The 16,258-nt window shown below is 39.4% G+C and carries 17 protein-coding genes; 2 read left to right on the forward strand and 15 right to left on the reverse strand.

All coding sequences use genetic code 11. From position 1 onward, the window contains the following. Position 1 precedes the first annotated feature (1 nt). Positions 2-2,509: a CSLREA domain-containing protein gene (locus F2A31_RS04720; RefSeq protein WP_150025415.1), complete on the forward strand. Its 2,508-nt coding sequence runs from the start codon at positions 2-4 to the stop codon at positions 2,507-2,509. A 58-nt stretch (positions 2,510-2,567) separates the two neighbouring features. On the opposite strand, the gene F2A31_RS04725 is transcribed toward F2A31_RS04720, so the two are convergent. From F2A31_RS04725 to F2A31_RS04750, 5 genes are all read right to left on the reverse strand, one after another. Next, the gene (locus tag F2A31_RS04725) at positions 2,568-2,957 is read right to left on the reverse strand and encodes a DUF3106 domain-containing protein (RefSeq protein ID WP_150025416.1); all 390 of its coding nucleotides are present in this window, start codon (positions 2,955-2,957) and stop codon (positions 2,568-2,570) included. Then, entirely contained in the window at positions 2,947-3,270 is a 324-nt protein-coding gene (locus F2A31_RS04730) for a hypothetical protein (protein WP_150025417.1), read from the reverse strand. Before F2A31_RS04730 ends, F2A31_RS04725 begins: the two co-directional genes overlap by 11 nt. After that, a complete protein-coding gene (locus F2A31_RS04735) occupies positions 3,263-3,874 on the reverse strand; it encodes an RNA polymerase sigma factor (protein WP_150025418.1) in 612 nt (203 codons plus the stop codon). Before F2A31_RS04735 ends, F2A31_RS04730 begins: the two co-directional genes overlap by 8 nt. Before the next feature lie 158 nt (positions 3,875-4,032). Beyond that, complete coding sequence (locus F2A31_RS04745; protein WP_150025420.1) at positions 4,033-4,809, reverse strand: TrmH family RNA methyltransferase; 777 nt, start codon at positions 4,807-4,809, stop codon at positions 4,033-4,035. Between the two features lie 53 nt (positions 4,810-4,862). Beyond that, complete coding sequence (locus F2A31_RS04750) at positions 4,863-5,837, reverse strand: class 1 fructose-bisphosphatase (RefSeq protein ID WP_150025421.1); 975 nt, start codon at positions 5,835-5,837, stop codon at positions 4,863-4,865. Positions 5,838-6,015: 178 nt separating this feature from the next. Between F2A31_RS04750 and F2A31_RS04755 the strand changes: the two genes are divergently transcribed. Next, positions 6,016-6,204 carry an NF038105 family protein gene (locus tag F2A31_RS04755; RefSeq protein WP_150025422.1) on the forward strand — a complete coding sequence of 63 codons (189 nt, stop codon included), beginning with the start codon at positions 6,016-6,018 and terminating at the stop codon, positions 6,202-6,204. A gap of 41 nt (positions 6,205-6,245) precedes the next feature. On the opposite strand, the gene pal is transcribed toward F2A31_RS04755, so the two are convergent. The 10 genes from pal to F2A31_RS04805 form a co-directional block, all read right to left on the reverse strand. After that, entirely contained in the window at positions 6,246-6,809 is a 564-nt protein-coding gene (gene pal / locus F2A31_RS04760; RefSeq protein WP_150025423.1) for a peptidoglycan-associated lipoprotein Pal, read from the reverse strand. Positions 6,810-6,831: 22 nt separating this feature from the next. Continuing rightward, positions 6,832-8,115 (reverse strand): Tol-Pal system beta propeller repeat protein TolB, encoded by a 1,284-nt coding sequence (tolB, locus tag F2A31_RS04765; protein WP_150025424.1) that lies wholly within the window; start codon positions 8,113-8,115, stop codon positions 6,832-6,834. A gap of 98 nt (positions 8,116-8,213) precedes the next feature. Further along, positions 8,214-9,518: a cell envelope integrity protein TolA gene (gene tolA, locus F2A31_RS04770; protein WP_150025425.1), complete on the reverse strand. Its 1,305-nt coding sequence runs from the start codon at positions 9,516-9,518 to the stop codon at positions 8,214-8,216. 3 nt (positions 9,519-9,521) lie between these two features. Next, positions 9,522-9,974 (reverse strand): protein TolR, encoded by a 453-nt coding sequence (gene tolR, locus F2A31_RS04775; RefSeq protein WP_150025426.1) that lies wholly within the window; start codon positions 9,972-9,974, stop codon positions 9,522-9,524. Next, positions 9,974-10,672 (reverse strand): protein TolQ, encoded by a 699-nt coding sequence (tolQ, locus tag F2A31_RS04780; protein ID WP_150025427.1) that lies wholly within the window; start codon positions 10,670-10,672, stop codon positions 9,974-9,976. Before tolQ ends, tolR begins: the two co-directional genes overlap by 1 nt. A 19-nt stretch (positions 10,673-10,691) precedes the next feature. Further along, positions 10,692-11,105, reverse strand: coding sequence for a tol-pal system-associated acyl-CoA thioesterase (ybgC, locus tag F2A31_RS04785; RefSeq protein WP_004640100.1), 414 nt, complete (start codon positions 11,103-11,105; stop codon positions 10,692-10,694). Between the two features lie 203 nt (positions 11,106-11,308). Continuing rightward, complete coding sequence (locus tag F2A31_RS04790) at positions 11,309-12,649, reverse strand: M20 family metallopeptidase (protein WP_150025428.1); 1,341 nt, start codon at positions 12,647-12,649, stop codon at positions 11,309-11,311. 207 nt (positions 12,650-12,856) lie between these two features. Beyond that, positions 12,857-13,861 carry a Holliday junction branch migration DNA helicase RuvB gene (gene ruvB / locus F2A31_RS04795; RefSeq protein WP_150025429.1) on the reverse strand — a complete coding sequence of 335 codons (1,005 nt, stop codon included), beginning with the start codon at positions 13,859-13,861 and terminating at the stop codon, positions 12,857-12,859. A gap of 7 nt (positions 13,862-13,868) precedes the next feature. After that, positions 13,869-14,474 (reverse strand): Holliday junction branch migration protein RuvA, encoded by a 606-nt coding sequence (gene ruvA / locus F2A31_RS04800; protein WP_005089630.1) that lies wholly within the window; start codon positions 14,472-14,474, stop codon positions 13,869-13,871. 132 nt (positions 14,475-14,606) lie between these two features. Further along, positions 14,607-15,947 carry a deoxyguanosinetriphosphate triphosphohydrolase gene (locus F2A31_RS04805; RefSeq protein WP_150025430.1) on the reverse strand — a complete coding sequence of 447 codons (1,341 nt, stop codon included), beginning with the start codon at positions 15,945-15,947 and terminating at the stop codon, positions 14,607-14,609. Between the last annotated feature and the right edge of the window lie 311 nt (positions 15,948-16,258).

The raw sequence follows: 16,258 nt of genomic DNA on the forward strand, positions 1-16,258 counted from the left end.
GATGAAAAATTATAAGAAAGCGTTATTGGCATCAATGGTGTTGGCCTCAATGTCTCTGATAGCAGAGACAAGTGATGAACCCATTAAAGTTACGACATTTGTGGATGAAGATGGTGAAAATCTAAAAGCTTGTTCACTTCGTGAGGCACTTGAAACTGCAAAACGCCGTACTTCCTATGGTGGATGTGTGGTAACAGATACTCGTTCAAGTACACAAAAAAAGATTCAACTTGAAAAAGGTGTTTATACATTAAAAAGTGAACTTCAACCTCAAGTTAATGTATCAATTTTGGGTGCAGGTCCTGTGGATTGGGAAAATAAAAATGTTTTATTAAATGATGTGGTTAATCAATACCCAGCACAAATTCCATTGCAAACGACAATACAAGCAGAAAATTCTCGTATTTTTAATACCACTGTTGGTAAACAGAAATTAGTGTTGAGTAACCTGATTTTAAGAGGTGGATACACATCTGGGTTGGGGGGGGCGATTTATGCTGGTGATGATGTTTCTTTATTGAGTAGCCAAATTTTAGATTCGAAAGCAGAGCAGGCCGGTGGTGCGATTTATTTGGCTGGAAATAGTAGTGGTTTAACTATCTCTAAAAGTTTAATTCAAGGTAATCAGGCACCTATCGGAAGTGTGCTTGCAATGCATGATAAGAATGACTTAGGGTATACTCAGCGCAATATTACAATTAACTCAAGTAGTTTAGTTAAAAATGGTTCAACTACTTCCAAGAGTATGTTTGAGTTTGTCGGAGAACCAACAATTGTATTGGAATCTAATACGATTGCTAAAAATATAGCAAATTCTACATATGGTAATCTTATCAAGTTCACTGGGGATACAGAGGCTGGACAGGGTACAGGTAACCGCTCTAGTGTATTAAGTACGTTGAGTCGTTTAACGCTAGAAAATAATACCATTGTTGAGAATAGTGCATACACTACATTCTTGTATGACAAAATTGGGCTAAAACGTATAACTTTTAATGTGTTAGCTTATAATGGTGAGATTGGGACTTATGCTTGTCGTTATTTGTTAGGTTCAGCTAAAAAGCAAGAAAATGTCGGACTTCTTTTTGCATATAACGCTTTTGTAAAAAATGAAGCCAGTGCAAATTATTGTGATTTGCCAGAAGAGGTTTTTGTTAAAAATGAAAGCAATATTGACGTAAGTGATAAACCAATCGGTACATACTTAAGTGCGTACATCCCTGCTTCAGTCCACACGGGATTTTTACCCTTATATTATCCTATCGATAAGAATAGATTCGAGCAGGATGAAGATAAAAAAGTTAAGGATCTAATTAATACAGGGGTGACTGATTGCAGTACAATTGATCAGCGAGGGTTGTCTAGAATTACTGATGGTGCTTTAAATCTAGATCCAGACGCGCGAAATACTTGTGATATTGGTTCTGTTGAGTTAATGCGTTTAACTGCTGGTGATATTTTTGATCTATCAAATAGTTCAATTAGTAAAATGATCGATAATTATCAAGGTAGTTACGAATTATTTGAAAATTTAGTTAAAAACCCAAATAATTCAGAATTCCTTACGTATTATAAATTCCGTTTAGCGCAATACAAAAAAGTTTTAGATGTGTTTGCTGACCCAGAAAAAAGACAGGATGCCTTAAAATATCGTGCGATTTATGTAGATTTACGCAATCAAAAGCTACCTTTGCCTGAAGAAGTTCTTACATCTGATGGAAAAACACATGCTTTACAATTTTTTAGTCCTGAGCACTATGATATTGAGGTTGAAGCATTAGGAAAAGGGCAGATTGATGGTGCGATTGCTGGTATTGAACCAGAAGAGGAGCTTGTCTGTAAGTGGAATGCTGCCCTAGAACAGATTATGATTTATCGTACTGATGATGAAATAACTCAAGCTGGTGACAAGTACTATTGTAAATATACCATTACATCTATAGCAAATCGAAAAATCACTTCTACTGGATTGTTGCAGGCAGCTTTTGTGAACATTGCACCTGTAGTCAAAGATACCTCAGTAACATTGAAGTATCAAAAAAATGAAACTGCTACTTTAAATTTACTAGATTTTGCCAATGACGATGGGGATACAGGTCCTAATGGCTCAGGTCCTGAGTTAAAGCCAAATAAATCTGCTTTTTGGCATAATGAAGAAGGTGTAGAACTGCCGATCCGTTTATCCAATGTTTCTAGTAATTTAATTATTACTGCTGATCGAGTGGGGAATTGTCCTGCTCCTGATCAACAAGAAAAGTGTTATGGTGGTAATATTTATATTAAAGAAGCAAATGCTTTTAACCAATTTAATTTTTCATTTAATTATCAAGTTTATGATAATGAGCTTCCAACACCTGCAATTTCAAATGTAGGTACGGTTAAGGTTATTAGCACTGCTAATACGACAGATAATAAACGTAATGCGAAGAGCGGTGGAGGAAGTACAACACTTTTATCATTGTTTGGTCTACTTGGCTTGTTAGCGTACCGCTGTTTAAGAAGAAAGTAAGATCGATGTAAAAAATAGCGCCTTATGGCGCTATTTTTACGTTAGTCAATAAGTAATTCTAGTGTTCAGAATATTTGGTCAAATACTCTTCTCTGATATTTACTCGTTCTTCTAAACTTGCATTTTGCATGCGCTTACGTAATGTTGTACGTTCTTGTGTACTCATTCTCTGCCATACATCACGCATTTTCTGTTTTTCATCATCGGGGAGTTGGGTAAACCATTCCATGCGTTGCTGTAGCTGAGAACTCTGATCATTGGGAATTTCTTTAAGGGTTTGATAACGCTTGATAAGTGCACGTTGTTCTTCAGGGGATAAATCGTCCCATGCTTCTTCAGTTGTTGTTTTAACTGGCTTGGAAAATGGCCAAAAGCGGTCTGAACCAGCGAAACTAGTCTGTAGTAAACCGATTGTGCATACAACAAGTGCTAATCTTTTAGCTGCCATGTCGAACCTTATCCTCGCCCAAGACCATTAACATTTCCATATCTTCAACCATTTGTGGGGAGAGTTTTGGATTGATCACAACTTGGTTTTGTGGTTTATCCGTCAATTGTAAAGAGTTCGGTAAAATCACAATACCTGTAATTGCAGCGGCTAATGCAAAACCTGACATTTTCCAAATACTGTAATAGGAAGTCGGTTTCTTTTGGACGCTATCCAAAACATTATTCATCACCATGAGCTTATTGTGATGCTGTTCTTTTGCAAGTTGATCAAGTTTGGAAGTCACTTGTTTAGTGAACTCATCTTTATTCATCTGATGATCCTCCCGTATGTGGATTTAAATGCGCGAGAGCAACTCGTAGCCCCTGAATTGCACGGTGATAATGTGTTTTTACACTACCTTCACTACAGTCCATAATTTGAGCGGTAGTCATCGTGTCGAAACCCTCCCAAGCTCTCAGCATAAACGCTTGTTGTTGGCGAACTGGTAATTGATGAATGGCTTCTTGAATTTCATCCATTGTGACTTCTTGATTAAGAAACTCAAATGGATTCGGTGTAGATTCATCAATGATATCAGTAATTTCGTCATCATCATCTAAATTAATTTTTTTGAATAATGAAAATGGGTTTGCTCGCCGCGCTTCTTTTCTTCTCCAATCCTGCAATTTATTGTTGAGAATCGTATAGAACAGGGGATACCATTCTTCAGTACTTTTTTCGGAGTAAGATTTATGCAAAGCAATAAATGCCTCTTGCACTAAATCCATTGCGATTCCTTGTTGTCCTTGTGTTGCACTCTCCATCATCACAAGCGCACGACCAGTTACATCTTGCATAAAAAAACGAAGACGTTGTTCAACAGTACTGACATCAGTACTGTTGTTGGTTCGAGCCTGTTTCGGTGCTAAATCCATAGAGATGGAAAATCCTGTCATGGAAACCCACCATTATTATCAATTCATTAATCATATAACGTTGAAAATGGTGGATGCGTTGACAACTTAAGCAATTATTTTTTGTAGTGTAATAGATTTTTCCAACAAAAAAATCGGCTTTAATGTAATTTAACGTTTTATAGACGTTGACGGACCATCTCGAAAAAGCAGATTGAACCTGCGATTGCAACATTTAAAGATTCTTGTCCCCCCGGTTGAGGAATCGTTACGGCTTGGGCGTGTTCAAGCGCATAATCACTTGCACCTTGACCTTCATTTCCTAAAATCCATACGCAAGGTTGAGTCAAATCTTTCGAGTATAAACTCGTAGATTTGTGGGAGCTGGTCACAAAAACAGGAATCTGAAATTTTGGAAGAATGTCATTGAGTTGAAAATTTTCAAAGCAATTTAAACTAAAATGAGCACCCATGCCTGCTCTCAGTACTCTTGGAGACCATAGTGTTGCAGAGCCTTGCGTACAAATGACTTGTTTGATATTTGCTGCGGCTGCTGAACGTAATAATGTTCCTACATTGCCCGGGTCTTGGATATTTTCCAAAATCAAGGTATCAACACCAAAGTCAATTGTTGATGCTGTTTTAGGTAGATCAATAATGGCTAAGCATGGAAGTGTCGTACCTAGAGTACTTAGATCTTTATAGAGTACCTCACTAATCACAAAAATATGGCCTTGGTGTAGCTCTATCACTTTTTGTAGGTCTGGATGGGCTAACGCCTGTTCAGTCGTAAATAAAGAAAATATTTTTTCCTGTTGCTGTAACCACGCGATACAAAGATGAGTACCTTCTAAAACGGTTTGTTGATGTTTTTTTCGAGCACTATTGAGTTCAATTAAGCCACGCAAATGTTTAATTTTTGCATTGTCTTTTGATTCTAAAAAAATAACCGCCATAATAAAAACATCCGAGAGGGCATCAAGATTACATGATGCCCGAAGTAATTAGGTTATGAATGATAGCTCGTTACACGTTGAACTTCATTTTTAGAGCCAATAATGACAGGGACACGTTGATGAAGCTCGGTTGGTTGAATTTCCATGATACGAACTCGACCAGTTGTAGAGGCACCACCAGCTTGTTCAATTAACATACTCATAGGATTGGCTTCATACATAAGACGTAAACGTCCTGCTTTTTTCGGATCTTTTAAATCATATGGATAAAGGAAAATACCACTACGACATAAGATACGATGAATATCACCTACCATGCATGCAACCCAACGCATGTTAAAATCTTTTTCTCGTACTGATGTTTTTCCCGCTAATAGCTCATCGATATAACGTTTTACAGGATTTTCCCAATGACGTTGATTTGATGCGTTGATTGCAAACTCTTGGGTATCTGCTGATACTTGTACATTTTCAGTGGTTAATAAGAAAGTTTGTGAGTTTGGATCTAAAGTAAAGAACACCACACCTGCACCGACTGTAAGCGCCAGCATGGTTGATGGGCCATAAAGTACATAGCCAGCAGCGACTTGTTCAGTACCTGCTTGCATAAAGTCTGCAGACTGAGTGACTGCATTTTTTGCAGGTAAAATTGAGAAGATTGTACCGACACACATATTGATATCAATGTTACTAGAACCATCTAGTGGATCAAATAACACTAAATATTTTCCATTTTCTTGAGCAGGGGTGAAATCGTCTAACTCTTCAGATGCTAAACCACCGACTTGAGGGTGTACTTTTAACGCATCGATTAAATAATCGTTTGAAATTACATCTAATTTCTTTTGTGTTTCACCTTGAACATTTTCATTGCCTGCGCTACCAAGAATTCCTGCTAAAGCGCCTTTTTGTAGAGCCTGGTCAATTGTTTTGCAGGTTTCAGCAATTGTTTCGATCACTTGAGCCAATTCTGGAGTCAAATTCCCATTTTGTTGTTCTAAATATTGAGACAAAGTTAGGTTTGACATATTCAATAGCTCCGGTTTAGCTGTGTCGAAAAATGGATAAAAAAATAATGTGCCTATTCTAGATGAGATCGTTTTAAAATAAAAATTATCTTACTTTATTTATGTTGCTTTTATGATTACAAATATGGCATTACATGCTATGTTGAATAGATATTGAACAGGACGTTGGAGAATGAAAATGTCAACTAAGACTTTTGATGCGACACCGACAGCAGGTGAGCCGATTAATTTAGATGAGATTTCTAAAGAGAGTGTCAAGGATGCTTGGAAAGAGTACGAGGCTAAACCCGAGTATAAAAAATTTAATAAGCATGATTTGATCGAATCAATGCAGCCCAATGAAGATGATGTTTCTCAACAAACATAAAAAATGCTCACATGATGTGAGCATTTTTTATTAGGGCAAGCTTATTTCAGTAAAGGTGGTACAGCTTCATAGTTGATTTCTACACGACGATTTTCTTTCCAAGCTGCTTCATTATGGCCAGTATTGATAGGTGACTCTTTACCGTAGCTTACAGCTTCAAGTTGTTGAGGGTTTACACCATTGGTTACTAAGAAGCTTTCAACTGCTTTCGCACGACGCTCACCTAATGCCATATTGTATTCACGAGTACCGCGTTCATCAGTATGTCCTGTTAAGGCAACGCGTGAATTCGCATTTGCAACTAAGAATTGTGCATGTGCTTGTAATGTTTGGTAGTCTTCGTTTGATAATTCACTACTGTCATAGTCGAAATGAACAACGCGTTTTGCCAAGAATGCTTTGTTTGCAGCAGTCACACCTTTAGCAGATGCACCAGCTAAATTTTGTGCATTTAGTGCAGCATCTTCGCTTAGACCTTCAGTGCTTACAGTAGCGCCTGTTGGGGTACTTCCCGTTGTAGCGTCAGTTGCTGGTTTGCGGCTCGCACAACCTGTAAAAACTAGTGTTGCAGCAATAAGTGAAAGACTAAGATACTTCATATTCATGTGATTCTCCAATCAAGTAAATTTATTTTGGTGCCCAAGCAGGTTCACGAACTTCACCTTGCTCGCTTGGTAAATTCATACGGAAACGACCATCAGTAGACATGATTGACAGCAAGCCACGATTGCCTTCACGTGTTGCATAAACAACCATTTGACCGTTTGGTGAGAAGCTTGGTGATTCATCCAAGCTGGTTGGGGTCAAGATATTTGTAATCCCTGTATTAATATCTTGGAGTGCAACTTTATAGCTGCTTCCACTTGGGCGATGGACTAGAGCGAGTCTTTTACCATCCGCACTTATGGTTCCACGTGCATTGAATGCACCACGGAAAGTTAAGCGTCGTACAGATTTATCAGCAAAGGTATAGCGATAAATTTGTGGTGAACCGCCGCGATCAGAAGTGAAAATAAATGATTTACCATCTGGTGCATAACGCGCCTCAGTATCAATCGCAGTATCATTGGTCATACGTTGTACTTGACGTGTATTTAAATTCATTTGGTAAATTTCAGGATTACCATGCATCGATGCGGTAAATAACATCGATTGACCATCAGGTGAGAAACTCGGCGCGCCATTTAATCCTCTAAAGCTTGCGAGTACTTCACGTTGACCTGTAGATAAATCTTGTAGATAAATGGCTGGGCGTTTGGTTTCAAAAGAAACGTAAGCGATTTTCTTTGCATCAGGCGTCCAGGTCGGAGAGAGGATAGGATCACGTGACGAAAGTACGGTTTTCGGCTGCTCGCCATCTGTATCAGCAATTTGTAAAGTGTAACGTTGAGCTGGGTTTGCTTGATTGCGGAGTACATAAGCAATACGACCACTAAAGTCACCTGGAATGCCAGTCAATGCTTGATAGATAGCATCACTGATCATATGCCCAGCTTGACGTACACGGCCTGCAGGTACAGTCAAAACCTCATTAAGTAAGTATTGTTGTTTTTGTACATCATACAGCTGATAGTGAATTTCAAAGGTATTGGCATTGATCGCCTTACTTTGACCAACCACAACATACGGAACACCCGCGTTCTGCCAATCACTTGCCTGAATCTGATTCATGCTGGCAGTTGCAGGTAAGTTTTGTGAGGCACTAGTAAAACGACCAGAACGATTCAGGTCACTTTCAACAATGGGGTAGATCGCATTGTCATTTGTAAATGGAACAATAGCGATTTTGGGTGCTTTTTCAGGTGCTTTTGCAATCTCCAATTGAAGCTGCGCAAAAGCTGTCATTGGAATAGCGGCACTAATTGCAGTAAAAACGGCAATTGCGATGAGATGCTTACGAGTCTTTTCCATAGTTACAATTACTTGCTCTCGTTTTTTGTGGCTGTTGATTATTTAACATAGTTACATGCTTTGTGCTATTACAAGCATGTAACGTTAACCATTTATTACTATTTTGCTGTGAAATTTGAAGTAAAGCTTCGAGCCTCACGTCTTGCATCTGGATCTTCTGGCATCGGGTAAGGTGCTGCTGCCCGTATCGCTGCTTCAACACTGGCTTTAACATCAGGATCACTTGCTGTTACAACAACAGATAAGACCGCACCACTATCACTTAATGTTACACGGGCACTAGCTCTTTGACCTGATGAGCCTAATGGCATATTCCAAGCACGGTAAATTTTCTGTTCGAAATCACGTTTAGCTGTTGAAGCAATACGTCTAGATTCAGCCTTTTTCTGTGCAGCCTCTTGTTCCGCCTGTTTTGCAGCTGCTGCTTTAGCATCGGCTTCAGCTTTTGCTTTAGCATCTGCCTCAGCCTTACGTTTAGCGTCAGCCTCGGCTTTTGCTTTGGCATCTGCCTCGGCTTTGCGTTTAGCGTCAGCCTCCGCTTTTGCTTTGGCATCTGCTTCGGCTTTGCGTTTAGCATCTGCTTCGGCTTTGCGTTTAGCATCAGCCTCGGCTTTGCGTTTAGCATCAGCCTCGGCTTTTGCTTTGGCATCAGCCTCGGCTTTTGCTTTGGCATCAGCTTCGGCTTTGCGTTTAGCATCTGCCTCAGCCTTACGTTTAGCGTCAGCCTCCGCTTTTGCTTTGGCATCAGCTTCGGCTTTGCGTTTAGCATCTGCCTCAGCCTTACGTTTAGCGTCAGCCTCCGCTTTTGCTTTGGCATCAGCTTCGGCTTTGCGTTTAGCATCTGCCTCAGCCTTACGTTTAGCGTCAGCCTCCGCTTTTGCTTTGGCATCAGCTTCGGCTTTGCGTTTAGCATCAGCCTCAGCCTTACGTTTAGCGTCAGCCTCCGCTTTTGCTTTGGCATCTGCTTCGGCTTTGCGTTTAGCATCAGCCTCAGCCTTACGTTTAGTATCTGCTTCGGCTTTGCGTTTAGCATCTGCGTCAGCTTTTTGTTGTTGTGCAGCTAGTTTTTCCCGTTGGATTTGTTCTACCCTTTGTTTTTCAGCTGCAAGTTCATCTTCTGTCGGCTGTGATGGTGTTGCTGGTAAATTTTGTGGCAGCGTTTCATCTATAATAGGACTTTGAATTTCTTCGGCTTGATTTTCAGCTGTCGTCTCAAAATCCATTGTTTGAGGTAGGTCATCTGGATTAACCAAAATCGTTTTTACTTTTTTTGGTTGCTCAAGAGGTTTGCTCATACCTAAATACAATAGGCCAACAATAGCTACAGCATGAATACCAAGCGTAAAACCTAGCGCGATCGCATTTTGTTTTTGTTTAAAAGGTGGCTTTTGAAATCTTTTCATAGCTTATTCTAACGGCTTAGTCAGCAAGCCTACTTCAGTTAGACCAGCATTTTGTAAACTTGCCATTAGAGCAATCACATCACCATAAGGGCGTGATTGATCACCATTGACCAAGACGGTTAGCGTTTTATTTTCTTGCTCAGCCTTGGTTTGAGCATCATTTAAAATACTTTCTAACTCCTGAAATGATAGAACCTGACTTTTATCATGATCTTTGTATTCTAAATAAATATTGCCATTACTACCGAGCGTAACGATAGGAGGGCGTTCTTTTGACTCTATTGGATTGTTATTTGCTTGTGGCAAATCAACCTTGATTCCACTAGTAATCATTGGTGCTGTAACCATAAAAATGACTAACAGCACAAGCATGACATCAATATAAGGAACGACATTCATATCGCTTTTGAGAGGCTTTTTAATGCGTTCAAAGCGCCCTGATCGTTGAATCGCCATTATGCATCTTCCTGTGCCGTTCCAATCGATTGACGTTGCAACAGCGCCACCATTTCTTCAGCAAAAAGAGCACGATCTGAATAGATAGCTTCACCTTTCGCTGTAAAATGGTTAAAAGCAAGTACTGCAGGAATCGCAGCAAATAGACCAATTGCAGTTGCAATCAATGCTTCCGCGATCCCTGGGGCAACAGTGGCTAAAGTCACTTGATCAACTGCAGCAAGACCAATAAAGGCATTCATGATGCCCCAAACGGTACCGAATAAACCTACATATGGTGCAACGGAACCAATACTTGCTAGTACGCCTAAGTTTTGCTCTAAATCACCTTGTTCGCGACTTAAACCAACACGTAACATGCGCTCAGTGCCCTCAATGGTTTGGCTCGTATCTGCCTTGCGTTTTTTTAGTTTAAAAAACTCAGACAAACCTTGGTAAAAAACATCTTCTAAGCCGCGACGTTTGGTATTGAGTTGAGCATTGTTATATAAGGTGTTGAGTTCAGCACCTGACCAGAACATTTTTTGAAAATGCTCATCATCTTGTCCAGTTTTTTTAAAGCTCATATGTAATTTAGCAATCACATACCAACTGTATATTGAGGCAAGTAATAAGATCAGCATGACCAGTTGTACAACAGGGCTTGCTTGTAAAATAAGGTCAGAAATGTGCATTGAAGATTCTAAATTAGTTGCCATAAGTCACTGTGCCAAAGGTTTATTTTTCGTCCTGTGCTAATTCTTTTTGAATCAGATCACGAATCTCTTGAGGGAGTCGTCGAGGCATTAATTCTTTGTTTAAACATGCCAATACGACCTCACCAGAAGCCAGCAAGATTTCACCACGATATATATTTTGTTGCAATACAAAAGATGCAGCTTTACACGAAATAACACGTGCTGTAACGGTAATCAAATCATCCATTAATATAGGGCGTACATATTTGACTTGAATTTGGTGCACAACGAAGTTGTAGTCTTGTTGGTGCCAGTAGTGATCTACACCGGCTGCGCGTAACCATTCGGTACGTGCTCGTTCCATGAAGCGAATGTGATTAGCATGGTAGACGATACCGCCTGCATCTGTATCTTCAATATATACACGGATGTTAAATTCAAAATGATTCGCCATGAGAGTATTCCGTTTTAGTTCACTATGGAGCTTTGTATTTAATATATGACTATTGAATAAAACTTTGGTTCTATTCAATATCATAAACCAGCTTTAAATACGGGGCAGTTTAGCAGATTGAATACTAAGTCCTATGGCACAACCTTTCAATTGCGATTGCCGTATTTATTGTCTAAAACGGAACATCCTACGCGGTAGGTGATTTATTGCTTGGGTTGTTTCCAAGCTGCTTGAACTTGCTTAGATATATTGGGGTAATCCAACACAAATCTTATATGTAACTCTGTTCCTGTTTTTAATGTCGCATCATCTACAATAAAATAAGGGTTGTGATTCGGAGCTGCCTGCTTTAGATCTTGATTCTCTGGTGTTGCACCTAAGAAAACAAAGAGTGAGGGCATTAATTTTCCATAATAGGCGAAATCTTCACTTGCGCTCTCATTGTGATCTAAAACATGCAGTTTAGAATCTCCAGCAACTTTAGCTAATGTTGGTTGGATCAGTTGAGTAAGTACTTTATCATTCATGGTTACCGGGGCATAAGGTGCAATTTCAACTTTAGCTGTTACATCATTGGCTTGAGCATTATGTTCAACTAGCGATGGTAAACTTTTTAGGATATTGTCTCGTATTTGTTCGTTATTAGAACGGATAGTACCTACCATATTGACTTGTTCAGGAATGACATTACCTGCTGTACCACCTTGAATATTGCCAATACTGATTACGCCCATACCTTGAGTTAAGTCTGTTCTTCGGCTAATAAGACTTTGTAAATTATTAATCATTTGAGCCGATGCATAAACTGGGTCTCTGCCTAACCAAGGCGTTGAACCGTGAACTTGTTTGCCATTGACCTGAATACGTAAGTGATCAGCGCTGTTTAAAATTGCACCATCTTTATAATAAAGGTGACCACTTTTCATGCCAGCAGCGACATGTATTCCAAAAATTGCTTCGGGTTTATAATCTTTAAATGCACCATCTGCGATCATTTTTCTTGAACCTATTTGATCACCGTGTGTGAAGTTGTCTATATCTGCACCTCCTTCTTCGGCAGGTTGAAAAACAAAGATGACTGTGCCTGATATTTGATTTTTATGGGCAGCCAAAATTTTTGCCGCACCTAACAGCATTGCAGTGTGTGCATCGTGGCCACAAGCATGCATGACATAACTTTCCTTACCTTGATAAATTGCCTTTTGTTTACTGGCAAACGGAACACCGCTCTTTTCTTCCATGGGTAAAGCATCCATATCAGCTCGCAGCGCAATGATTGGACCAGGTTTATCTCCTTTTAATATGCCAATAACACCAGTTTTTGCATAACCTGTTTTGACTTGAATACCATAAGACTTTAATTCTTTTTGAACTAGGGCTGATGTTTTAAACTCCATATTACCTAGTTCAGGATATTGGTGAATGTGTTGTCTTAATTGAATTACGTGATTTTCATTTTGCTTTGTAGCATCTTTTACCCAATCAGCTAAGCTCAATTGGCTTATTAAGGTAAGTGGAAGAAGTAAAGCAACTCTTTTATACATATATTTATCCTCAAAATATAATTGTTGATCAAGTTTGGTTTGTTATAGGTTTCTTATAATTCAGTTTTTTAGAATATCAAAAAATCAATAAGGTATAAAAAAATACTTAAAAAGTATGGAAGTTTTATTTGATTGATAAGACGATATTTATTCTTTTAAAAAACAAAACTGAAATTTAACAAGGAAGAGAATTTTCTCTTCCTCTGTTTAGTTTTTAGGCTCAGGCGGTGTCATACCAAATTGTAAATAAGCCATATTGGTTGCAATACGACCACGTGCAGTTCGCATCACATAGCCTTGCTGAATCAAATAAGGTTCAATCACATCCTCCAGTGTTCCACTGTCTTCAGCCATTGCCGCAGCCAAAGCCTCAACACCAGTTGGTCGTCCTTCAAAACGTTCTAAAAGCATAGACAAATAACGGCGGTCTAATGTATCTAAGCCATCTTTATCAACATTTAACATATCTAAGGCGCGTTGCGCCATGTCTTGAGTAACCTCACCAGTCCCTTTGACTTGAGCATAGTCACGAACTCGACGTAATAGGCGGTTAGCAATACGAGGTGTGCCACGTGAGCGACGTGCAATTTCCATTGAGCCGTCATGCGTGATTGGTACATCCATGAGGTTTGCTGAACGAGTAACAATATGAGTTAAGTCTTCGACAGAGTAAAACTCAAGACGCTGTACAATACCGAAACGATCGCGTAGAGGAGAGGTCAGTAAGCCAGCTCGTGTGGTTGCAGCTACGAGTGTAAATGGTGGTAAATCAAGCTTAATTGAACGGGCAGCAGGACCTTCACCAATCATAATATCGAGTTGATAATCCTCCATTGCCGGATAGAGAATTTCTTCAATTACGGGTGAAAGACGATGAATTTCGTCAATAAACAGAACATCACCTTCTTCAAGATTGGTCAGCATTGCTGCTAAGTCACCAGCGCGTTCCAGTACTGGGCCAGAGGTTGACTTTAAATTGCCACCCATTTCTCGCGCGATAATGTTTGCCAGTGTGGTTTTACCCAAACCTGGTGGACCAAAAATCAGGGTATGGTCTAAGGCCTCACCACGACCGCGAGCTGCGCCGATGAAGATTTCCATTTGCTCACGGACTACAGGTTGACCAATATAGTCAGCCAATGACGTAGGGCGAATGGCGCGATCAAAATGATCTTCTGGTTTTTCTGTTCCGCTAATAAGACGATCTTGCATATATCTATTACTTCATCATGGATTTAAGCGCAGCACGAATAATATCGGCAGACTCAGTATAGTCTGCTTTCACAGCAGCTACAGCTTTTTGTGCTTCAGCAGGTTTATAACCCAACGATTGTAATGCAGCTTCTGCTTCGGCAACAGGTGAGTTTGCCATAAATTGAATTTGAGCGGCTGCCGTATTTGTTGTGCCGCCAGTTGAATTTGCCAAAGCTTTAAAACGATCACGTAATTCAATCATTAAACGCTCGGCAGTTTTTTTACCGACACCAGGAACTTTAATCAGTGTATTGATATCATCATGCTCAATGGTATGAATCAGTAACTCAACACTCAATGTTGATAGGATACCTAAAGCCATTTTAGGACCAACACCATTGACTTTTAGTAAGGTTCGGAAAATTGTCTTTTCCTGTGCATCACTAAAACCATAAAGTTGTTGGGCATCTTCACGAACCACAAGATGTGTCCATAAAGTCACTTTCTGTCCTTTTTGTAATTGGCAAAATGTTGAAAGTGGCGTGTCAATTTCATAGCCAACACCATTTACATTGAGTAAGACGGTTGGGGCTTCTAAGGCAAACACTTCGCCAATTAAACATCCGATCATTGAGTCTTTTCACTTAGTTGTTGATGGTTGAATAGTAGATGCCATTTGTTCTAAACGCAAAATGGCTTTCTGAATTTTGCGTGACTATTATGCAAATAAAACAGTATAAAATAGCCTAAGTAAGTTCTTTGATTAAAAGAATCCAACTTTATTGCCTTTCAACTCTTGCGCCAAGCTATAGGCTTGGTGATCAGAGAATTTACTAATAATATCCAAAACCTGCATGATATTTTGATAATGGTTGCTTTGGAAGTTTGCGCCTGAGTGCTGCAAAATAGAAAGTAAACGCTGCTCTTTAAAACTTAATGTTTTATGAGGCATTGTTAGTGGAACAAAAGCATCCAAAATGGTTTGCAAACTTTGATGTGCAATAATTTCTAAGCCAGATTTTTGTGGATGTTCAAAAATACGGTCGCGTGCAAGGTTTTTTGCCGTTTGAATGCCTACTTCAATATCTGGTGAGCAATATTGTAAAAGACTACCTTTGAGTTGACCTGTAATAATCTCATAATGATGTTTTGCAAAAGCAGTCGTTACTTCGTCAACTAAGCGTTTCATGACTCGCCCACGCAAAGCGGCAATTTTTTGTTGCCAAGTGGTATGTGGTAAATGCAGTTCTTCTGGGCGACCAAAATCGGCGATTAAATTCAGAAAGATAGGTTCAACTTCATCATAATCCAACATATTAAGAATAATGCCATCTTCTAAATCAATCAGTGCATAACAAATATCATCAGCAGCTTCTAATAAGTAGGTCAATGGATGACGACAATAATGATAGTCACCGAGTTGAATCAAACCGAGTTGTTCCGCAAGCTGTTTTAAGATTTCTTTTTCGGATTGATAACAACCGAATTTTGCCCGTTGATGTGAAGGTGTGTCACCTTGTTCATTAATGGTTTTGGATAACCACGGATATTTGAGATAAGCACCTAGTGTGGCACAGGTGAGGCGCATACCACCATCATTAGGGTGATAATCAATACGACTGAGTAAGCGTAGCCCTTGAGCATTGCCTTCAAACTGTCTTACATCAGCTTCTTCTTCTGGAGTCAGTTTGGTCAGAAAGTCTCGATGTGAGGCATCATCAAACCATTCACGAATGGCATATTCACCTGCATGACCAAAAGGGGGATTTCCAATGTCATGAGCTAAACATGCTGCTTGAATAATTGCACCAACATCGGCAGGGGAAATCCACATCGGTAATTCATCTTTGATTTTTTCTGCAGCTAGCATACCGAGTGAACGACCAATACAAGAGACTTCAAGTGAATGAGTCAGACGTGTATGAATCCCATCATGTTGAGTCAGAGGGTGAACCTGTGTTTTTCTATTCAGTTGACGAAAACTTTGGGAAAATATAATTCTGTCGTAGTCTTTGTGGAATGGGCTTCGAGCCAACTCATTGCTGCTTTTTTTACTACCTAAACGAATTGCAGATAGCAATTCCAACCAACGCATTTGTTCCATTTATCATTATTCAAACTAAGTTCGCTTCATCATGCCAAAAAAAAGATTAAAGCACTAGCTTAGCGCGACATAGATTGTCTTGTTGATACAAAACTAAATCAGAATAATCACTAAAATAATCGGTCAAATATTTAAAAAACTGAAATGTGATTTGTTCTGCAAAATAAAAGAATTGTTACGAATAAAGTAAAATAGATCAGGCGAGACAGAAATAGGGCATTCATCGTCGAAAACTCTGATTTTTAAGTTGGATATGGCTAGCTGAAAAGAGGCTTTCACAGTAGAATATGCGCTCTTTCATAAGTCACATT

Origin of the sequence: Acinetobacter suaedae, assembly GCF_008630915.1 — a bacterium.
In the GTDB taxonomy this organism is placed as follows: domain Bacteria; phylum Pseudomonadota; class Gammaproteobacteria; order Pseudomonadales; family Moraxellaceae; genus Acinetobacter; species Acinetobacter suaedae.